We start from the raw sequence: 17680 nt of genomic DNA, 5'->3' as shown, positions 1-17680 counted from the left end.
CGGTTTTTTTTACAGGTCGCTAAAGTGACCCAGTCTGAAACCTCGTTCGGCAATGGCGGCTTTCAGCGTCTCTGACGTCAGCACGTCCAGTTCTTCCAGACGCGGGAAGCAATATTTGCTCGCCTGCAACGGCTTATCGACCAGCCCCGGATGGCACATCAGTTCCAGCGATTTATCGCCACGGGCAATGGACCGATCGAGTATGTCGAGAAAAAACGCTGCGGAGACATTTTCCGCATAGAAATTGCTGGCAAAACCGTCGCTGCTGCGCTCGTCGCTCAGGGTGATATTTCTTTCCGCCACCACCTCACGGTCGATGCGGATCGGCAGACCCTTCTCATGGGCAAACTGCGCCACCAGCGGATAAACCTGTGGGATCAGATGCACATGGTGATGGCCGTCGATATGCGTCGGCGAGCGGCCAAAAACCTGCAGAAAACGCTGATATTGCGCATTCAGCTCGCCCTTAACCTCGTCAAGATCCAGTTTGCCCTGCTCTGCGACTTCCCAGATCCACTTGCCCAACATGCCGTCGCGGGTCAGCGACGGCATCGCGGTCAGCGGGCGACCAAAGCTCAGCACAAAGTGTAGCCCCACCCCCAGTTGCGGCGTTTCAGCGCTCAGACGCGCGGCGTGCTCAATAGCGGTGGCATTCATCATTGCGGTGGTTGACGTCACCACCCCTTCACGCACGGCGTCAATGATGCCGTAGTTCACGCCTTTACTCAGACCAAAGTCATCAGCGTTAACGATCAATAAACGTTGCACAATCCGCCTCCTTTCCTTAATGCGGTTGATTAAATCCGGCAATAGCTTTAGCGAACCGGGGCAGATGTTCCTGGTGCGCCAGCAGCAGTTCGCGCACCAGCACTTCGGCATCACTATCAGACGGCATCAGCGGGTTCAGCGTCAGCGCCAGCAGCGCATCGTTAAATTCCCCGCTCAGCGCCGCCCTGCTCGCGGCAATTTCGAAGCACTTAATGGAATGGATCAAACCCAGCACATTTTCATCAAAATGGGTAATGCGCGGATGCGGCGTCGCACCTTCGCGGCCCAGCAGACAGGTCATTTCTACCGTCCAGTCCTGCGGGATATTCTGCACGCTTCCTTTGTGCGGAATATTGATGTAGTGCTCGGTTTGCTTATCATTATAAATAGCGTTGATCACTTCACAGGCCGCATCGGAGTAATATGCGCCGCCGCGCTGCTCAAGTTCTTTCGGTTTGATATTCAGATTGGGATCTTTATACAGTTCAAAAAGCTGTTTCTCCAGCTTCTGTACCACCTGCGCACGCGCTCCGCCCTTGTAGAATTCGCCCATTTCAATCGCCAGCATCTCTTTATGCTTAAAGTAGTACAGCAGGTAAGAGCACGGCAGCAGTCTTAGCGAGCGAATCAGCCCTTCATTAAACGGCAGGCTGAAGATATTTTTAACCGAACTGGCGGTCAGAGTGCCGGATGCCACGCCGTCAATCAGCTCATCAAAACGGGATTTGCCGTTCACCAGCACATCTTTCAGGAACACCATATGGTTCAGGCCAAAGAGATCGATAGACAGGTCGTCGCTCTCTTCAAGCTTTAGCACGTCGCGTACAAACATTTTCATGCCGATGGGCACGTTGCACACGCCGATAAAGCGTTTAAAGTTGGTGTGACGATAAACCGCTTCGGTCACCATGCCAGCCGGGTTGGTGAAGTTAATCACCCACGCGTTCGGGCAGATTTCCTCAACATCATTAATAATGTCGAAAATAACCGGAATAGTGCGCATCCCTTTAAACAGGCCGCCAGCGCCGTTGGTTTCCTGGCCGAGATAGCCGTGGCTAAGCGGAATGCGCTCATCTTTTTCACGGGCCTTAAGTTGACCTACGCGGAACTGGGTGGTGACGAAATCAGCGCCCTGCAATGCCTCGCGGCGATCCAGCGTTTTATACACTTTCAGCGGCACCCCGGCTTTTTCCACCATCCGCTGGCACAGGTTATAAATGATATCCAGTTTTTCCTGACCTTCCTCAATATCCACCAGCCATAATTCGCTGACCGGTAATTCAGCATGGCGCTTAATAAAACCTTCGAGTAATTCCGGGGTATAACTACTGCCACCGCCAATGGTGACAACTTTTAATTTTTTCATGTCAACTCCAGTACAGTTAATGGTAGCCGTGGTGAAATAATTCACCAGGCCCATAGTCCATTGCAATATTATTAAATCCAAACGGATATTCAGCGAAAAAATATTATCCGCTGTGATGCTTTTTGCGATATGACCCAGGCGTAAAAGACGTCAGCTTTTTAAACGTCTTAATAAAAATGCCCGGACTGCTGTATCCTGACTCATAAGCGATATCGGCCACGGAAAAGTTCGTTGTCTCAAGCTGCTTTTTGCAAAAATTAATGCGAATTTCATTAATGATTTGCACGGGCGTTTTATTGTAAAACTTCTGCGTTGAACGCGTGAGATAGGCCTGGCTTTTCCCGGAGATCGCAATCATTTTCTCCAGCGCATTTTCGCCAAACATCGCTTTATCATGCATCTCTCGCACCGTGCGCCGAAGCCAGACAGGAACATCATCATCTTCCACCTGCTCTTTATAATGTTGCAGGCGGTTTACAATATAGAACGTCAGCAGCTTATTAAACTCATCGAATTCGTTGTCACGAAAATTAAGTGAGGCAATGACCGATTCGATATAGCTGAGAAACTCTTTTTTTACGTGATATTTTTGTGAGGCCACAAAACAGAACGGCAGCAGATACAGGTAATGCTCATCAAAAAAGGCACGGCTGATCCCCATATTTAAAATGCGCGTCATGCCAAACTCGTAAAAGGTCTGGTGATGCGAGCCGATGGGGATAAACACAAAATCGCCCCGCTCCAGCAGGACGCGCCTGCCGTTGATTTCCTGATAGCAACTGCCAGTCAGGACAAGGGTAAACTCGTAGTAATCGTGCTGATGCAAACCGCTTACGCTTTCCACTTTGTCAAAAATGAACATGTGGAAGTCCTGACTGTTCAGGAATTGACTGGCGCGTACCGTTTTGATTTCCATCGCACTCTCCCGTTGTCCGTGGCCTGTCGTTAAGCTAGTGCATTTTTTCATGCAGCTCAATGATTTCGGCGATCAGTTCGCGAGCCAGCATTGAGGTCATTAAATGGTCCTGGGCATGCACCAGCACCAGGCTGACTTTCATTTTCCCCTGCCCCTGGTCGCTTTCAATCAGCTGGGTCTGGACGCGGTGCGCTTCATTAAGCGCGATTTTAGACTGCGCCATCAGCTCCTGGGCCGCGACAAAATCACCCGCTTTGGCTTTTTTCAGGGCGGCGTAAGCCTGACTGCGGGCGGAGCCGGAGTTAATAATCAGCCCCATCACCACTTCTTCCAGCTCATCGGCGGCGCTGTCGGCCTCAGCGATATTGTCTAAATCAAACATATTTTCCTCCTTTAAATCAGTAGCGGGACGCTGCCCGCTACGCTGAAAATTAAAATGACAGGGCGTTTCTGATGTCTTCTTCGCTCTCTTCTTCCTCAATCACGACCTGTGCTTTGTTGGAAATGATGACGAAAGGCAGATAGAACATCGTTGCCACACCGAGGTTAAACAAGGCCAGGATCAGCGCGCCAATGCTGCCGTTGGAGTTAAAGAAGGCACCCAGTCCCGGCGGCATGGTCCACGGCGCAAAGTTGGTGGAAGGCGGAATGAAGCCTACCGCATAGGCCGCAAGCGTAATACACGCCAGAATGGGCTGGATAAGAATGAACGGGATCATCATCAGCGGGTTCATGATGATCGGCATCCCAAACAGAATCGGTTCGTTGATGTTAAACAGACCTGACGGCAGCGCCAGTTTTGCCACCTGACGATGGTCAGGGCGACGTGAAGCAATAAAGATGGCGAGGATCAGGCCGAGAGTCGCACCAGTACCGCCGAGGAAAATATAGGACTCCAGCATCGGTCCGGTCCAGAAATGGAAGGTCTTACCGGCAGCAATGGCCGCATCCACCGAACCGTACTGGGTGTAGGTCGCCATATTCTCCATCCCCCACGGGCCGAGAATACCGCTGTTGAGCGCGGTTAACGCCAGACCGCCGTGGACGCCGAAGAACCACAGCAGGGCGTTGAAAATCACGTAGGCCCATCCGACCACGCTGCCCATGGACGCCAGCGGTGTGGAGACGGAATCCATGATGATCTGGTGGAAGTTACTGCTCGCCAGCGACAGCCCCCACGCCACAAAGCCCATGATCAGCAGAATAATAAAGCCGGGGATCAGCGCGGAGAAAGAGCGTGATACCGAGGTCGGCACGCTGTCCGGCAATTTGATCACCCAGTTGCGGCGCACGATAAAAGTGAAGATTTCGGGCACGACCAGGCCAATGATGATCCCGGAGATAATGTTTTGCCCGCCGAGCCAGTTTGCGCCCACGGCATAGGCTTCACCGACGCTAAACGGCGTGACGGTCATAAAAGCGGCGATGGAAAGTAAGCCTGCGGCCAGCGGGTCAACCTTGCGCTCTTCCCCCAGCGCCATGCCAATAAAGAACGGCGTCATTAACGACATAATACCCAGCGTACCGTTATATACGCTGCCGCCAATCACTTTAAAGCCGTCTAAGGTTTGAATGGTGGAAGCGTCGAGACGCACCCCCAGCGAGAAAAAGAAAGATCCCTCACCAAAACTTAAGAATACGTTATTAATCAGGACAAACATTGCGCCCGCAAGCGTTAATGGCATTAAACGGATAAAACCGTTTTTAATGGCATTGACATGCACCTGTTTACCTAATTTCACCGCAAAGGGCAAAAGTACCCTTTCAAGCGAATCTATTGCTCTGCTCATAAATAGCATCCTGTAATGCCGCAATTTACTATTGCGGCGATGAAATATGAAATTACTCTTTGACGGGAAAATAAATAAAATTAATGTGATGCTGATTTTTTAATAGCTGCAACCGCAGATTTGAGAACGCCAAGACCATCAACTTTACCGTACAGAATAGAGTCAATAACTTCGATCGGTTTACCAGGAAGCAGTTGTTTAATATCGGCTAAGAGATACGCAATTTGTGGCCCCAGTAAAATGGCATCCGCTTCCGGGCCTTTTTCAGCGGCCAGCGATTCCGGGAATGCTTCAATAACAACCGGCACTTCGTATTTTTCAGCCTGAGCGCGCATTTTTGATACTAACAGAGAGGTAGACATCCCCGCAGAACAAAATAAATAGATTTTTTTCTTTTCCATAAAACCCTCCATAATTTTACGAACAGATATTCAGCGGTGATGAAATAGTCTCACCCTGCCATTGGTAGCAATTCTAAATGATATTGTTTGTAGCTGGGCTAAGTATACGAGATTCGGGGAGGGGGCGATAATGCATAAGATGCGCAAATTGTCTCTCTTTGACCTGGCGTTTTGACTCACCTCACATTTTGGCCAAAATAATTCGCGCAATGAAAAAAGATCCGACAGGCAAACAAAAGCCGACGCAGGGGTCGGCTTTTGTTAGATCTCAGGCTTATACTGCGAAATTACTGCTTCGGAGCCTGCGGGTCAGTGTCGTACTCAGCACAGGTCTGATAGCCTGAGTTAAGCACGCGACCAGCATCATCCAGCGCAACAAAATACGTTTCAGCTTTGCCATTACGTTGACCCAGGATGTAGGTCTGGCATGTACCGCGAGCGTGGATCATCGAGACTTCAGAAGATGGACGACCGGCAATCTGCTGCACCTGCGCACGTGTCATCCCTTTCTTAATGTCTTTTACTACCGGCTGTGTGAACTGGTCCTTGGTACGATCATATGCCGTACACCCTGCCAACATCGTCAGAACTGCCGCTGCACTTAAAATTCCTGCCACATTCTTATTCATATTCCGTCCTCTTGTTTATCAGCGTGTTATAAGCCTGGAATACATATGCGATTTTTTCAACCCGTTAGCAAAAATCCTGCGTCTTTCGGAAATATCCTTAAAAAACAGCGGATGAGGCCGAAAATGCAACAATTGACGCCGTATAGCCGTCCATTTCTTGTCGTTTTACTGCCGAAGAGGTAGGTTTAAAGGATGTTCCTGTAAACAGAATTTACTTACGGAGGGGTTATATGGCTCTGCAGCAAGAGATTATTCAGGCGCTTGGCGCAAAACCACAGATTAATGCGGATGAAGAAATTCGCCGCAGCGTGGATTTCCTCAAATCTTACTTAAAAGCACACCCGTTTTTGAAAACGCTGGTGCTGGGCATTAGCGGCGGCCAGGATTCCACACTCGCCGGTAAGCTAAGCCAGACCGCCATTAATGAACTGCGCGATGAAGGCGGCGATCCTGACTTACAGTTTATCGCTGTGCGCCTGCCCTACGGCGTCCAGGCCGATGAACAGGATTGCCAGGATGCTATCAAATTCATCCAGCCGGATCGCGTTTTGACGGTCAATATTAAAGGCGCGGTGCTGGCGAGCGAGCAGGCGCTGCGTGATGCGGGTATCGAGCTTAGCGATTTCGTGCGCGGTAATGAAAAAGCCCGTGAGCGTATGAAAGCCCAGTACAGCATCGCCGGGATGACCAAAGGCGTGGTGGTGGGCACCGATCATGCGGCGGAAGCCCTGACCGGTTTCTTCACCAAGTACGGCGACGGCGGCACTGACATCAACCCGCTGTTCCGCCTGAATAAGCGTCAGGGCAAACAACTGCTGGCAAGCCTTGGCTGCCCGGAACATCTGTATAAGAAACTGCCGACGGCCGATCTGGAAGACGACCGCCCGTCTCTGCCGGATGAAGTGGCCCTGGGCGTGACCTACGAAGATATCGACAACTATCTGGAAGGCAAAACGCTGGACGAAGGCACCGCGCGTATCATCGAGGGCTGGTATCTGAAAACCGAGCACAAGCGCCGTCCACCCATCACCGTATTTGATGATTTCTGGAAAAAATAACGCCCTGTACGCCGGGCGGTCGCCCGGCGTCTGCTTTCTGCGTCTGTTTTCCGCCTCTTTTTTCGCCAGATTTATCTTGCTATACTGTATGAGTAAACAGTATCAGGAGCTAATGTGGCCAGGCGTCCCTCAGCCCCGCGTCTCGATTTCGAAGCGGCGGCAATTTATGAATATCCCGAACATTTACGTCCCTGGCTGGAGGCTTTGCCCAAACTGCCCGGCGTATATTTTTTTCACGGTGAAAGCGAAGCGATGCCGCTGTACATCGGTAAGAGCATCAATATTCGCAGCCGCGTGCTTTCTCATCTGCGCACCCCGGCTGAAGCGTCCATGCTGCGTCAGTCGCGACGCATCACCTGGATGCGCACGGCGGGTGAAGTGGGCGCGCTGCTGCTGGAAGCGCAAATGATCAAAGAGCAGCAGCCGCTGTTTAATAAGCGTCTGCGTCGCAATCGCCAGCTTTGCTCGCTGTTGCTGGCGGAGGGGAAACCGGAAGTGGTTTACGCCCGCGAAGTGGATTTCTCGCGCCAGCCGGGGTTATTTGGCCTGTTTGCCAACCGCCGCGCCGCGCTGGGGGCGCTGCAAACCATTGCCGATGAGCACAAGCTTTGTTACGGATTGCTCGGTCTGGAAGCGGTAAGCCGCGGTCGCGCCTGTTTTCGCGCCGCGCTGCGCCGCTGCGCCGGTGCCTGCTGCGGCAACGAAAGTGTGGAGGCGCATAACTCACGTTTGCGCCAGGCGCTGGAGCGGCTTCAGGTGGTGTGCTGGCCGTGGAAAGGCCCGATCGCGATGAAAGAGAGCGGCCCGGATATGACCCAGTATCATATTATTGATAACTGGCTGTGGCTGGGATCGGTCAATAGTCCCGACGAGGCCTCACAGCTACTGCGCGCCCCCGCCGGGTTCGATCAGGACGGCTACAAAATTCTTTGCCGTCCGCTGATCGCAGGCCAGTACGAAATCAGTGAATTAATGCCCCGGTAGCCAGGTAATTTCGCTGAACAGCAACTGTCCTTCGGTCTTCAGCAGCCGCAGGGTGTGGCACCCTTCCTGCCAGTAAGCGCCCTGCTCGGCGGTAAGTAGCTTATCGCCGAGCTGCCATGCCCCGCTTAAGACAAACACCATCCCGCCGCGCGAGCCAAAGGTGGTGAATGTCCGATCCGCGACCCGCACCTTTGCCCGACAGCGATCGCGGCGGGTGATCACATTCAAATCCATCGACATATGCCCTTCGGTGAGCTGGACGCGCACCGTCTGTTCCCCGGCAAAACGAAAAGGCTGAAAGCGGCGCAGGGTATGACGAAACGCGTTTCCGCCATCCAGCGTGACTTCTCCACCCTCCAGCAGGGTAATCACCCGATCCATACCGTCCATCGTGGCAAATTCGCCGTTCGCCGCAATTGAGGCAATACTGGCCCGCCAGTTAAAGTCGCGGGTTGCCGGAGGAAAGCAGCATAACTCGCGGGTTTCACCGGCACCGTTACGCCACAAATTCACCGGCATTTTGCGCATATCAAAATATTCCATCATCACTCCTGAAATGGCACAGGGCGTGCCGCAACGCCACGGCAAAGGGGTGGCGGTGATTATTGTTATTTCTGTTGATGAATTATCGGCAGCGGAGCGGCGGGTCTTAACATCAGCGTGCAGGTGCGGGCAAGAAAATTCCTAACACTGTGATTATTAAGTTAATAACCGGCGATCCGCTTCAGCAGAATACCGTGTCGGTGGCGGGAGGCAAGCATTAAAATGAAAAACCGCCGGGCCTGCCCAGAGCCAGATGCTGGCGGTGGGCAAGACCGGCGGTCTTGAATGTTGGCGACTGGATTATTCAGCCGACGGTGCCATTTTACCTTCTGGCGCAGGACGTTCTGTCAGACGCTTCTCAAAATTGGCATTAAACTGCTTTTTCTGTTCCGGGGTCAGAATGTTGTAGATTTTGTTCTGGGCTTCCAGGTGTGCCAGCATCCCGGCTTTGTGCTGTGCCGCCATTTTGTCGATCTGCGCTTCGGCTTTGGCCTTGTCAAAGGTGTCGCTGGCGACCAGATCGTGCATCGCGCGGCGTTCTTCCAGCGGCGGACGTTTCATTTGGTCATGCTGCGCTTTCATAATTTCGCGCACCTGTTGTTTCTGGGCATCGGTCAGGTTCAGACCTTTCAGCATCATGTCATGATGCGGCCCCCGTGGGCCTTTGTGCACCGGCGCGCTGTGTTCGGTCGTGGTTGCCGTGGTGTGCGTTGTGGTGTCATTGGCGTGGGCTGTCGTTTCGCTGGTATTCGCCGCGAAGGCCAGATTGGTCGCGCCAAAAGCGAGGGTAGAGGCAACAAACAGAGCAGTTAATTTACGCATAATTTTTTCCTTACTTCAGTTATTCTTTCGGCGTGTTTGCCGTGTTGACGATATTCACTATAACGCGTTTATCGTCAATAAATCGGGGCAAGAGTAAAGCATTGAAAGTATAAAAATCGTTTAATCGTCAATTATGAAGAAAATAAGGATAAACAATGGAGAGTGATAACAAAAATACATAATCCATTGATTAAGAAGAGATTAAGCAGAAGTATAAATCAGCGGCGACTAATAATAAAGCATTATACTAAGATAAGTCTGTACTAGCATTGTCACCGCCAGAAAAACATGCTTTCTGGCGGCGTTCATTTTATTTATCGATGCGTTGTAACATTAGCCCGGCGCGTAAACCCGGCGCAACGGCGGGATTAGGAAACAGCACGTATTCTTCCTGGCTCCCCACCTGCCAGCGCCGCCCGGCGTCCTCCGCCAGCAGCGTACCCGGCGCAAAAGCCGTGAAGTTAAGCGTCTGCGCCGACATATGCAGCGTGAAACGGTCATCGTGGCGGGTCAGTTGCTGGACGACCCGATAGCGCAGCGGCTCCCTTTCAGCAGGCAGGCTCGCCTCTCCCGCCAGCAGTTGCGCCAGTGCCTGCGCGGTGGCGGCAAACTGCGACAGATCGTTTTCGCCAAACGGCAAGGCTTTACCTAATTCCAGAGTGCAGGACAGCGCGGAAAAGCGCTCGCTACTGAAATGACTGAAGGTGCCGCCGGGATGCTGATGGAAAACCAGCGCTTCCAGTCCGGCGCTGCCCAGCCAATGCAAAAAGTCGTCATCCCACGGTTGCGCACGCGCGGGCAGCACGCCAAAACGCAGATGATGCGATCCGCGAATGGCGGTATGCAGATCCAGATGCCAGCAGCAGCTGACGTCATCCTGCTGAAAAAAGCGCGCGACCTGACTTTCCAGTTCAGCGGCGCGCGCCGTTTCATTGCTGGCCGCAAACTGCTGCCAGCGTCCGCCAAACATCCGGTTGAGATCGCTGTGCAAATAGCGCGTTCCGGCACGCAGCGCGGCGGGATTGCCGAGCACCAGCAGCAGCCGCCAGCGCAGGACGATGTCCCCGGCGAACAGTGCGCCAAGCAGCGTATCCAGCATCTCCACCGGTGCGGTTTCGTTACCGTGAATGCCGGTAGAGAGCACCAGCGCCTGCGACACTGGCGTGTGCGGCGTCAGCTCCAGTACCCCTTCGCTGTGCCAGCGCCAGTGGAAATGCAGCGTCTCGCCGCTGGTGACAGGTGGCGTCGCCGCAGAAAGCGTCAGTTGCAGAAAATGCCTCATTTCACCTCCTTCAGCGCTGGAAAGGATAGACCGAACCAAGATGGAGGATCTGCGTCAGGCTATCCAGCGCCTCGCGCCCTTCGCGCAAAAGCTGCGGGTCGGCGAGATCGGCCTGCACCAGCCGGTCGCGGTAATAGCGATCCACCCAGTTGTTCAGCGTATTGAACAGCGTCTCCGTCATCATCACCGCCGGATTAACCCCACGTAATTCCTCTTCATTCAGCACTACCCGCAGGCGCAGGCAGGCCGGGCCGCCGCCGTTGGCCATACTTTCACGCAAATCAAACACCCGCAGTTCGCTAATCGGATTGTCTTCTTCCAGCAAACGATTCAGATAGCGCCAGACGCGCGGGTGCTGCTGCGATTCCAGCGGCAGCACCAGCAGCATGGAACCGTCCGCTTTGCTGAGAAGCTGACTGTTGAAGAGATAAGTCGCCACCGCTTCATCCACAGTGACATCGCGGGCGGATACCTGAATCGGCATAAATCCCGGCACCAGCTGGCGCAAATTCGCCATCAGCGCGGGCTGGTCAGCAAACGCGTCTTCATGACAGAACAGAACCTGTCGGTTGCTGACGGCAATAACGTCATTATGAAAAACGCCCCGGTCGATGACCGCCGGATTTTGCCGGGCAAAGATGAGCTGGCGCGGGTTGACCTGATTCAGCCGCGCCACCGCCTGGCTCGCTTCCAGGGTCTGACGCGCCGGGTAACGCTCCGGTCGTGGCGCGCCACCCTCTTCGCGTCCGTAAACGAAAAGCTGCACGCCGGGCTGACCATACGCACCGCCGAGACGGTTATGGTTGGCCGCCCCCTCGTCACCGAACAGCGCCACCTGCGGCAGCGCCGGATGAACAGTAAAGCGGGAACGATCGGTAAAAATCGCCGTCAGTAAGGCTTCTGTGGTTGGCGCTTCGCTGGCGCGGTGAAATTTGTTGTTCAGGTTGGCTACCGTCAGATGCACCCGCCCGTCAAGCGCATCGGCAGAGGGGCACACCGTCGCGGCGTTTGCGACCCACATTGAAGAGGCTGAACTGACCGCCGACAGCAGCCAGGGAGCCTGCGCTGCCGCTTTCTCGATGACCTGCTCGTCGCGGCCGGTGAATCCTGACTGGCGCAGCACCGCGACATTCGGGCGCTCCTGCGGCGGGATCAACGCCTGACAAAATCCGGCATCCGCCAGCGCCTTCATTTTCAGCAGCCCCTGCTTCGCCGCCAGCCGGGGATTGGAGAGCTGAAAACGGTGGCTGGTCGAAGCCTCATTACCAAACGACAGCCCGGCATAGTGATGCGTCGGCCCTACCAGTCCGTCAAAATTCACTTCCTGCGCGTTCATGGCTGCTCCTCACCATCAAAATTCAGCCCCGGACTCAGGGTAGCGGGCATGGCGAGCGAAGCGGACTCAAGGCTTGCCATCGGCCATGCGCAGTAATCGGCGGCGTACCACGCGCCGGGGCGATGATTGCCGGACGCGCCGGTGCCGCCAAACGGAGCGGTACTCGCCGCTCCGGTCAGCGGTTTGTTCCAGTTGACGATCCCCGCCCGCGCCTCCAGCAGCAGCCGCTCAAATTTTTCCCGTTCGGCGGAGATCAGCCCGCTTGCCAGCCCGTAGCGGGTGGCGTTTGCCAGCGCGATGGCCTGGTCAAAATCATCGTAGCGCCAGACGCCCAGTAGCGGCCCGAACACTTCTTCGTCCGCGACGTCATGCGCTTCGGTTAAATCGATAATTCCCGGCGTCAGCAGCGACGTGCCCGCCTGAAGCAGGCGCGGCTCCAGCAGCGTCACGCCCCCGTTACGTACATGCTCCTGCCACGCCTGATGCACCTTCTGCGCCGCCTGCTCCGAAATCAGCCCGCCCATAAACGGTGCGGGATCGGCGTCCCACGCGGCGGGCGTCAGCCGACGCGCGACCGCCACCAGTCGGCTAAGGAAACGGTCACCCTCTGCGCCCCGTTTCACCAGCAGGCGACGGGCGCAGGTGCAGCGCTGCCCGGCGGTGATAAAAGCAGACTGAATGGTCAGATGCACCGCCGCGTCGATATCCGGCGGCGCATCGACGATCAGCGGGTTGTTACCGCCCATCTCCAGCGCGAGGATTTTCTCCGGCTGCCCCGCCAGTTGCTGATGCAACTGTGCCCCGGTGGCCGAACTGCCGGTAAACAGCAGCCCGTCGATGGCAGAAAGCTGGCTTAGCGCCGCGCCGGTGTCGCGCCCGCCCTGCACCAGATTCAGCACCCCGGCGGGCAGACCGGACTGCTCCCATAAGCGCACCACCGCTTCACCGCTGGCAGGCGTTAACTCGCTCGGTTTAAAGATCACCGTATTTCCCGCCAGCAGTGCCGGGACGATGTGCCCGTTTGGCAGATGCCCCGGAAAATTATAGGGGCCAAACACCGCCAGCACGCCGTGTGGACGGTGGCGCAGCGTCGCGGCACCGTCCGGCATATCGGTATGCTGCTCGCCGGTGCGGGCATGGTACGATTTGACCGAAATGGTGATTTTATTGATCATCGCCGCCACTTCGGTGGCCGCTTCCCAGCGTGGCTTGCCGGTTTCCCTGGCGATAGTGGCGGTCAGTTCATCTTTATGACTCTCCAGCAGCGAGGCAAATTTTTCGACGATGGCCTGGCGGACGCTAAAGGGTTGCTTCGCCCAGCCGGGAAACGCGCCGCGCGCCGCCTCGCCTGCCTGCGCGACCTGCTCTGCATCGGCATCGTAACCGTGCCAGACGGCCTCGCCCGTAACAGGATTGGTTTTTACCCGACGCTCGCCGCGACCGGTGATCCAGTCGCCATTAATCCACTGGCTCATGATTTTTTCTCCTCTGCGCAAAGGCGCACCAGCCGGACTCGATCCCCGGCATGACATTTCAGGGCATCAAGCTGCGCTGCCGTTAATACCAGCCGCTCACAGTGGGGATCGGCCTCGATCAGCATCGCGCGAAAGTGGTGATATTGTTCGTTTGCCACCAGGCACAACGGAAGCGCCTGCGCCGCTGGCTGGCCTTCCGCTACCTCCACCAGGCGGCTTTTGCGGATGGCGCGCACGCGGTCGATATCGCATTCCAGCGTCGGGCCGCCGTCAAAGATATCGATGTACTGACGGTAGCGAAATCCTTCTTTCTCCAGTACCGCCCGCGCCGGAGCCGTTTGCGGATGCACTTCGCCAATCACCGCGCGGGCTTCTTCAGAAAGAAAATCGGTATAGATGGGATGTTTCGGCATCAGCTCAGCGATAAATGCTTTTTGCCCGGTGCCGCACAGGTAGTCGGCGCGGGAAAATTCCATCGAAAAAAAGCGCTTGCCAAGGCTTTCCCAGAACGGTGAATAGCCGTGCTCGTCAATCACGCCGCGCATTTCGGCGACCACTTTTTCATTGAAGCGGTCGCGAAACGCCGCCATAAACAGAAAGCGCGATTTCGATAAAAGATAGCCGTTGCCGCCCTTGCGCCAGTCGGGATCGAGAAACAGCGTACAGAGTTCGCTGCTGCCGGTATGGTCGTTGCTTAAAAATAAGGTGGGCAGCGCGTTATAGACGTTTAACTCTTTGGAGGCGTGAACCAGCGTGCCTACCCGGTAGTTGTACCAGGGATCGTTCAATCCCACCGCCACCTCGATAGCGCAAATCCCTGCCACCACGCCGCTGTCGGTATCTTCCAGCACAAACACATAGCCCTGATCGCCCTGTTCAATCGTCCCTTCCCAGGTTTTACACGACCGTTCGATACGCGCGCTCAGGGTCTTTTCATCGGCGGGCAGCGAGGTCAGACCGCCACCGGTTTTGCCCGCCAGCGCCACCAGCGCGGTCAGGTCGTCATGCGTGACCGCGCGAATAATCATCATGATGAACCTCCAGAAACAAAGCGTTCGCAGGCACGGCTGAAACGGTCGAGGCCGGTAGTGATCTCTTCTTCACTAATAATGAGCGCCGGGGCAAAACGCACCACGTTGCCGCCCGCGATCAGTACCATCAGCCCTTCTTCAGCGGCGAGCTTGCTGAGCTCTTTGGCTTTTCCGGCCCACTGTGGACTGAGCACGCAGCCGATCAGCAGCCCCAGCCCACGAATTTCGCTGAACAGGCCGGTTTGCTGAGCAATGGCCTGCAACCGCTCGGTAAACCACTGATGGCGCTGCTTGACGCCGTTTAATACCTCTTCGCGATTGATCATCGTCAGCACCTCCCCGGCGACCGCGCTCGCCAGCGGATTACCGCCATAGGTGGTGCCGTGCGTGCCCACGGTCATTACGCTGGCGCAGTCTTCGCGGGCGAGCAGTGCGCCAATCGGGAAGCCGCCGCCCAGCGCTTTGGCGGTGGTCAGCAGATCGGGCGTCACCCCATAATGCATATAGGCATACAGTTCACCGGTCCGTCCGACGCCGGACTGGACTTCATCAAAAATCAGCAGGGCATGATGACGATCGCAAAGTTCGCGCAGCCCGCGCAGAAAGTCAGGCTCGGCTGGCACTACGCCGCCCTCGCCCTGTATTGGCTCGACGATCACCGCGCAGGTCTGGTCGTCGATCAGGTCGCGCACCGAGTCCAGATTGTTAAAGGTGGCATGACGAATATCCGGCGGCAGCGGAGCAAAATCCTGCGAGTAAGCGGACTGCCCGCCTGCCGTTACGGTAAACAGCGTGCGGCCATGAAAGGCATTGCTGAAAGCGATAATGCCACTTTTTCCGCTGCCAAATCGGTCGTGGGCATATTTACGCGCCAGCTTCAGCGCCGCTTCGTTCGCTTCCGCGCCGGAGTTACAGAAGAACACCCGGTCGGCAAAGGTGGCGTCAATCAGCCGTTTCGCCAGCCGCAACACCGGCTCGTTGGTATAGCCGTTTCCGGTATGCCAGAATTTACCCGCTTGCTCCAGCAGCACCCGGTTCAGCGCCGGATGCGCATGGCCCAGCGCGTTGACCGCGATACCGCCCGCAAAATCGATGTACTCGTTACCCATTTGATCCCACAGCCGCGATCCTTCGCCGCGTACCGGAATAAACGCCGCCGGGGCATAAACGGGCATCATCCATTCATCAAAATTATTGCGCGTAACTGACTGGGACATAGCGACCTCATCCGGTAAATAAAAGGTTTAAAAAATGTTAAATTTATGAGCATTAGCGCTGTAAATGTAGATTGCACGCATCGTGCCAGCCAGCAGAAAAAATGCATAAAACGGAGGGTCAAACGTAATATCAATGGCTTACAGCCCGTCGCTATTCATATTATTTGCATATAAAGTGAATAAATATGTTAAAAGCGGCATTTGCAGCGCATTAATCAGAAATATTATTCATGTGGAAAATATAATTCTGGAAATGTGATCGTCTGCGAAATTTCTCGTAGTTTAACGCCCGCAAACGGGGCAACGCGCACCGATAAAGGGCGGAGATTGCACCGCCTGTGGTAAACAGAATGTAACGGCAGCAACGTGCGGCAAATTCTGCTACCATCCCCGGTCTACTCATTTTGCAAAGTGGCAGCGACTATGAAATTTGTCTCTTTTAATATCAACGGCCTGCGCGCCCGCCCACATCAGCTTGCAGCGATTGTCGAAAAGCATCAGCCAGATGTGATTGGTTTGCAGGAGACCAAAGTTCATGACGATATGTTCCCCCTCGAAGAGGTGGCGAAGCTCGGCTATAACGTTTTTTACCATGGGCAAAAAGGTCATTATGGCGTTGCGCTGTTGACCAAAGAGACGCCGGTAGCCGTGCGTCGCGGTTTTCCGAATGATGATGAAGAGGCCCAGCGCCGCATTATTATTGCCGAAGTGCCTTCTCCGCTGGGCAATATTACGGTGATCAACGGCTATTTCCCGCAGGGTGAGAGCCGCGACCATCCGGTGAAGTTCCCGGCAAAAGCGCAGTTCTATCAAAACCTGCAACAGTTGCTGGAAAATGAACTGAAAAAAGAGAATCCGGTGCTGATTATGGGTGATATGAATATCAGCCCTGGCGATCTGGATATCGGCATTGGCGAAGACAGCCGCAAACGCTGGCTGCGCACCGGCAAGTGTTCTTTCCTGCCGGAAGAGCGCGAGTGGATGCAGCGCCTGCTGGACTGGGGGCTGGTCGATACCTTCCGCCAGGCCAACCCGCACACCGCTGACCAGTTCTCATGGTTTGATTATCGCTCGCGCGGCTTTGATGAAAACCGGGGACTACGTATCGATCTGCTGCTGGCTAGTACCCTGCTGGCCGAACGCTGTAAAGAAACCGGCATTGATTACGAGATCCGCAGCATGGAAAAACCCTCCGATCACGCACCGGTGTGGGCCACGTTTGGTTAACAACATGATCGAAATTGATGTGGTCGCGGCGATTATCGAAAAAAAAGGTCATATCCTGCTGGCCCAGCGCCCGCCCTCTGGCGATCAGCCCGGCTTATGGGAGTTCGCCGGGGGGAAAGTGGAAGTGGGAGAAAGCCAGGCGCAGGCGCTGATCCGTGAACTGCGCGAGGAGCTGGGTATCGACGCCCGGCCTGCCCGCTACATCGCCAGCCATTCACGCGAAGTATCGGGGCGGTTGATCCATCTTCATGCCTGGGAAGTGGTGGCGTTTAGCGGCGAGCCGGTCGCACACTGTCACAGCGCGCTGGTCTGGTGTACGCCTGCCGGGGCGCGGGAATATCCGCTGGCTCCGGCGGATATTCCCCTGCTGGACGCCTTTATGCTTTTACGCGCCGCCACACCAGCGGATGAGTGCTGATTGTTTTTTCATCCCGCTGGCATTGCAATAAGATGCCATCGGCGTTTACCACCGCACCCTCCGAATAATTACGGTCTTCATACACGCAGCACTGCTGGCACGGCTGGGCGCGTTGTCCGCCGGAACTGAACACCTCCGGCGGCACGTTAACGTCGACATCCGGTTGAATGTTCCTTTCCGCCAGCGCACTGCCGCAGCCGAGGGTAAAAATAGCGGCGATGATAATAGCCTTCATATTATTTAATTCCTGAATGTATTTATTCCTTACTATAACCAAAACCAGATAAAAGTTCTGCCATCACATTTTATTATGACGCGGGCACTATTATAAATTTCTGCCATGAGGGAATTTTTCCTTGCAAAGCGCACGGTGGCGAATGTTATAGTCGAAAAAGCGGTCACGTTCTTACCGCAATC

General features: G+C 55.0%; 19 protein-coding genes. 4 read left to right on the top strand and 15 right to left on the bottom strand.

The features are described 5' to 3' along the window. Positions 1-9 precede the first annotated feature (9 nt). From chbG to osmE, 7 genes are all read right to left on the bottom strand, one after another. Positions 10-768 carry a chitin disaccharide deacetylase gene (gene chbG / locus RT197_RS02155; RefSeq protein ID WP_312946837.1) on the bottom strand — a complete coding sequence of 253 codons (759 nt, stop codon included), beginning with the start codon at positions 766-768 and terminating at the stop codon, positions 10-12. Between the two features lie 16 nt (positions 769-784). Then, the gene (locus RT197_RS02150; RefSeq protein WP_312946836.1) at positions 785-2134 is read right to left on the bottom strand and encodes a 6-phospho-beta-glucosidase; all 1350 of its coding nucleotides are present in this window, start codon (positions 2132-2134) and stop codon (positions 785-787) included. Positions 2135-2237: 103 nt separating this feature from the next. Next, complete coding sequence (gene chbR, locus RT197_RS02145) at positions 2238-3050, bottom strand: transcriptional regulator ChbR (protein ID WP_312946834.1); 813 nt, start codon at positions 3048-3050, stop codon at positions 2238-2240. A 34-nt stretch (positions 3051-3084) separates the two neighbouring features. Next, the gene (gene chbA / locus RT197_RS02140) at positions 3085-3432 is read right to left on the bottom strand and encodes a PTS N,N'-diacetylchitobiose transporter subunit IIA (RefSeq protein ID WP_312946832.1); all 348 of its coding nucleotides are present in this window, start codon (positions 3430-3432) and stop codon (positions 3085-3087) included. Positions 3433-3481: 49 nt separating this feature from the next. Then, entirely contained in the window at positions 3482-4840 is a 1359-nt protein-coding gene (chbC, locus tag RT197_RS02135; RefSeq protein WP_312946830.1) for a PTS N,N'-diacetylchitobiose transporter subunit IIC, read from the bottom strand. An 80-nt stretch (positions 4841-4920) separates the two neighbouring features. Then, on the bottom strand, positions 4921-5241 hold the full coding sequence (locus RT197_RS02130; protein WP_312946828.1) for a PTS sugar transporter subunit IIB: 321 nt from the start codon (positions 5239-5241) through the stop codon (positions 4921-4923). A 287-nt stretch (positions 5242-5528) separates the two neighbouring features. After that, positions 5529-5870 carry an osmotically-inducible lipoprotein OsmE gene (gene osmE, locus RT197_RS02125; RefSeq protein ID WP_312946827.1) on the bottom strand — a complete coding sequence of 114 codons (342 nt, stop codon included), beginning with the start codon at positions 5868-5870 and terminating at the stop codon, positions 5529-5531. Positions 5871-6100: 230 nt separating this feature from the next. On the opposite strand from osmE, the gene nadE reads away from it, so the two are divergent. Beyond that, the gene (nadE, locus tag RT197_RS02120) at positions 6101-6928 is read left to right on the top strand and encodes an ammonia-dependent NAD(+) synthetase (protein WP_312946826.1); all 828 of its coding nucleotides are present in this window, start codon (positions 6101-6103) and stop codon (positions 6926-6928) included. 114 nt (positions 6929-7042) lie between these two features. Further along, positions 7043-7912: an excinuclease Cho gene (gene cho, locus RT197_RS02115; RefSeq protein WP_312946825.1), complete on the top strand. Its 870-nt coding sequence runs from the start codon at positions 7043-7045 to the stop codon at positions 7910-7912. Here the strand turns inward: cho and ves are convergent. From ves to RT197_RS02080, 7 genes are all read right to left on the bottom strand, one after another. Beyond that, complete coding sequence (ves, locus tag RT197_RS02110) at positions 7898-8455, bottom strand: environmental stress-induced protein Ves (protein WP_312946824.1); 558 nt, start codon at positions 8453-8455, stop codon at positions 7898-7900. The genes cho and ves overlap by 15 nt on opposite strands. Positions 8456-8755: 300 nt before the next feature. Then, on the bottom strand, positions 8756-9277 hold the full coding sequence (spy, locus tag RT197_RS02105) for an ATP-independent periplasmic protein-refolding chaperone Spy (RefSeq protein ID WP_312946821.1): 522 nt from the start codon (positions 9275-9277) through the stop codon (positions 8756-8758). A gap of 310 nt (positions 9278-9587) precedes the next feature. Beyond that, positions 9588-10559, bottom strand: coding sequence for a succinylglutamate desuccinylase (gene astE / locus RT197_RS02100; protein WP_312946819.1), 972 nt, complete (start codon positions 10557-10559; stop codon positions 9588-9590). A 10-nt stretch (positions 10560-10569) separates the two neighbouring features. Beyond that, positions 10570-11895, bottom strand: coding sequence for an N-succinylarginine dihydrolase (astB, locus tag RT197_RS02095; protein ID WP_312946817.1), 1326 nt, complete (start codon positions 11893-11895; stop codon positions 10570-10572). Continuing rightward, positions 11892-13370 (bottom strand): succinylglutamate-semialdehyde dehydrogenase, encoded by a 1479-nt coding sequence (gene astD / locus RT197_RS02090; RefSeq protein ID WP_312946815.1) that lies wholly within the window; start codon positions 13368-13370, stop codon positions 11892-11894. Before astD ends, astB begins: the two co-directional genes overlap by 4 nt. Next, positions 13367-14401, bottom strand: coding sequence for an arginine N-succinyltransferase (gene astA, locus RT197_RS02085; RefSeq protein ID WP_312946813.1), 1035 nt, complete (start codon positions 14399-14401; stop codon positions 13367-13369). The genes astD and astA overlap by 4 nt, the downstream gene beginning before the upstream one ends. Then, a complete protein-coding gene (locus RT197_RS02080) occupies positions 14398-15618 on the bottom strand; it encodes an aspartate aminotransferase family protein (RefSeq protein ID WP_312946810.1) in 1221 nt (406 codons plus the stop codon). Before RT197_RS02080 ends, astA begins: the two co-directional genes overlap by 4 nt. Before the next feature lie 423 nt (positions 15619-16041). On the opposite strand from RT197_RS02080, the gene xthA reads away from it, so the two are divergent. Both xthA and RT197_RS02070 read left to right on the top strand, forming a co-directional pair. Continuing rightward, on the top strand, positions 16042-16845 hold the full coding sequence (gene xthA, locus RT197_RS02075; protein WP_312946807.1) for an exodeoxyribonuclease III: 804 nt from the start codon (positions 16042-16044) through the stop codon (positions 16843-16845). Positions 16846-16849: 4 nt separating this feature from the next. Beyond that, on the top strand, positions 16850-17263 hold the full coding sequence (locus tag RT197_RS02070) for a pyrimidine (deoxy)nucleoside triphosphate diphosphatase (protein WP_312946805.1): 414 nt from the start codon (positions 16850-16852) through the stop codon (positions 17261-17263). On the opposite strand, the gene RT197_RS02065 is transcribed toward RT197_RS02070, so the two are convergent. Further along, positions 17223-17498, bottom strand: a complete 276-nt coding sequence (locus RT197_RS02065) for a DUF1496 domain-containing protein (RefSeq protein WP_312946803.1) — start codon at positions 17496-17498, stop codon at positions 17223-17225. The two genes, RT197_RS02070 and RT197_RS02065, sit on opposite strands and share 41 nt — an antisense overlap. Positions 17499-17680: the final 182 nt, after the last annotated feature.

Source organism: Superficieibacter sp. (assembly GCF_032071645.1).
GTDB lineage: Bacteria > Pseudomonadota > Gammaproteobacteria > Enterobacterales > Enterobacteriaceae > Superficieibacter.
This window is presented reverse-complemented; position numbering and strand designations above follow the sequence as displayed.

Bases quoted from the DNA above. Each gene is read 5' to 3' on its own strand.
- nadE (WP_312946826.1), top strand. From the start codon at position 6,101: ATGGCTCTGCAGCAAGAGATTATTCAGGCGCTTGGCGCAAAACCACAG.
- spy (WP_312946821.1), bottom strand. From the start codon at position 9,277: ATGCGTAAATTAACTGCTCTGTTTGTTGCCTCTACCCTCGCTTTTGGC.
- astD (WP_312946815.1), bottom strand. From the start codon at position 13,370: ATGAGCCAGTGGATTAATGGCGACTGGATCACCGGTCGCGGCGAGCGT.
- chbC (WP_312946830.1), bottom strand. From the start codon at position 4,840: ATGAGCAGAGCAATAGATTCGCTTGAAAGGGTACTTTTGCCCTTTGCG.
- chbR (WP_312946834.1), bottom strand. From the start codon at position 3,050: ATGGAAATCAAAACGGTACGCGCCAGTCAATTCCTGAACAGTCAGGAC.
- RT197_RS02080 (WP_312946810.1), bottom strand. From the start codon at position 15,618: ATGTCCCAGTCAGTTACGCGCAATAATTTTGATGAATGGATGATGCCC.
- osmE (WP_312946827.1), bottom strand. From the start codon at position 5,870: ATGAATAAGAATGTGGCAGGAATTTTAAGTGCAGCGGCAGTTCTGACG.
- astB (WP_312946817.1), bottom strand. From the start codon at position 11,895: ATGAACGCGCAGGAAGTGAATTTTGACGGACTGGTAGGGCCGACGCAT.
- xthA (WP_312946807.1), top strand. From the start codon at position 16,042: ATGAAATTTGTCTCTTTTAATATCAACGGCCTGCGCGCCCGCCCACAT.
- RT197_RS02065 (WP_312946803.1), bottom strand. From the start codon at position 17,498: ATGAAGGCTATTATCATCGCCGCTATTTTTACCCTCGGCTGCGGCAGT.
- RT197_RS02130 (WP_312946828.1), bottom strand. From the start codon at position 5,241: ATGGAAAAGAAAAAAATCTATTTATTTTGTTCTGCGGGGATGTCTACC.
- RT197_RS02150 (WP_312946836.1), bottom strand. From the start codon at position 2,134: ATGAAAAAATTAAAAGTTGTCACCATTGGCGGTGGCAGTAGTTATACC.
- ves (WP_312946824.1), bottom strand. From the start codon at position 8,455: ATGGAATATTTTGATATGCGCAAAATGCCGGTGAATTTGTGGCGTAAC.
- RT197_RS02070 (WP_312946805.1), top strand. From the start codon at position 16,850: ATGATCGAAATTGATGTGGTCGCGGCGATTATCGAAAAAAAAGGTCAT.
- chbA (WP_312946832.1), bottom strand. From the start codon at position 3,432: ATGTTTGATTTAGACAATATCGCTGAGGCCGACAGCGCCGCCGATGAG.
- astA (WP_312946813.1), bottom strand. From the start codon at position 14,401: ATGATGATTATTCGCGCGGTCACGCATGACGACCTGACCGCGCTGGTG.
- astE (WP_312946819.1), bottom strand. From the start codon at position 10,559: ATGAGGCATTTTCTGCAACTGACGCTTTCTGCGGCGACGCCACCTGTC.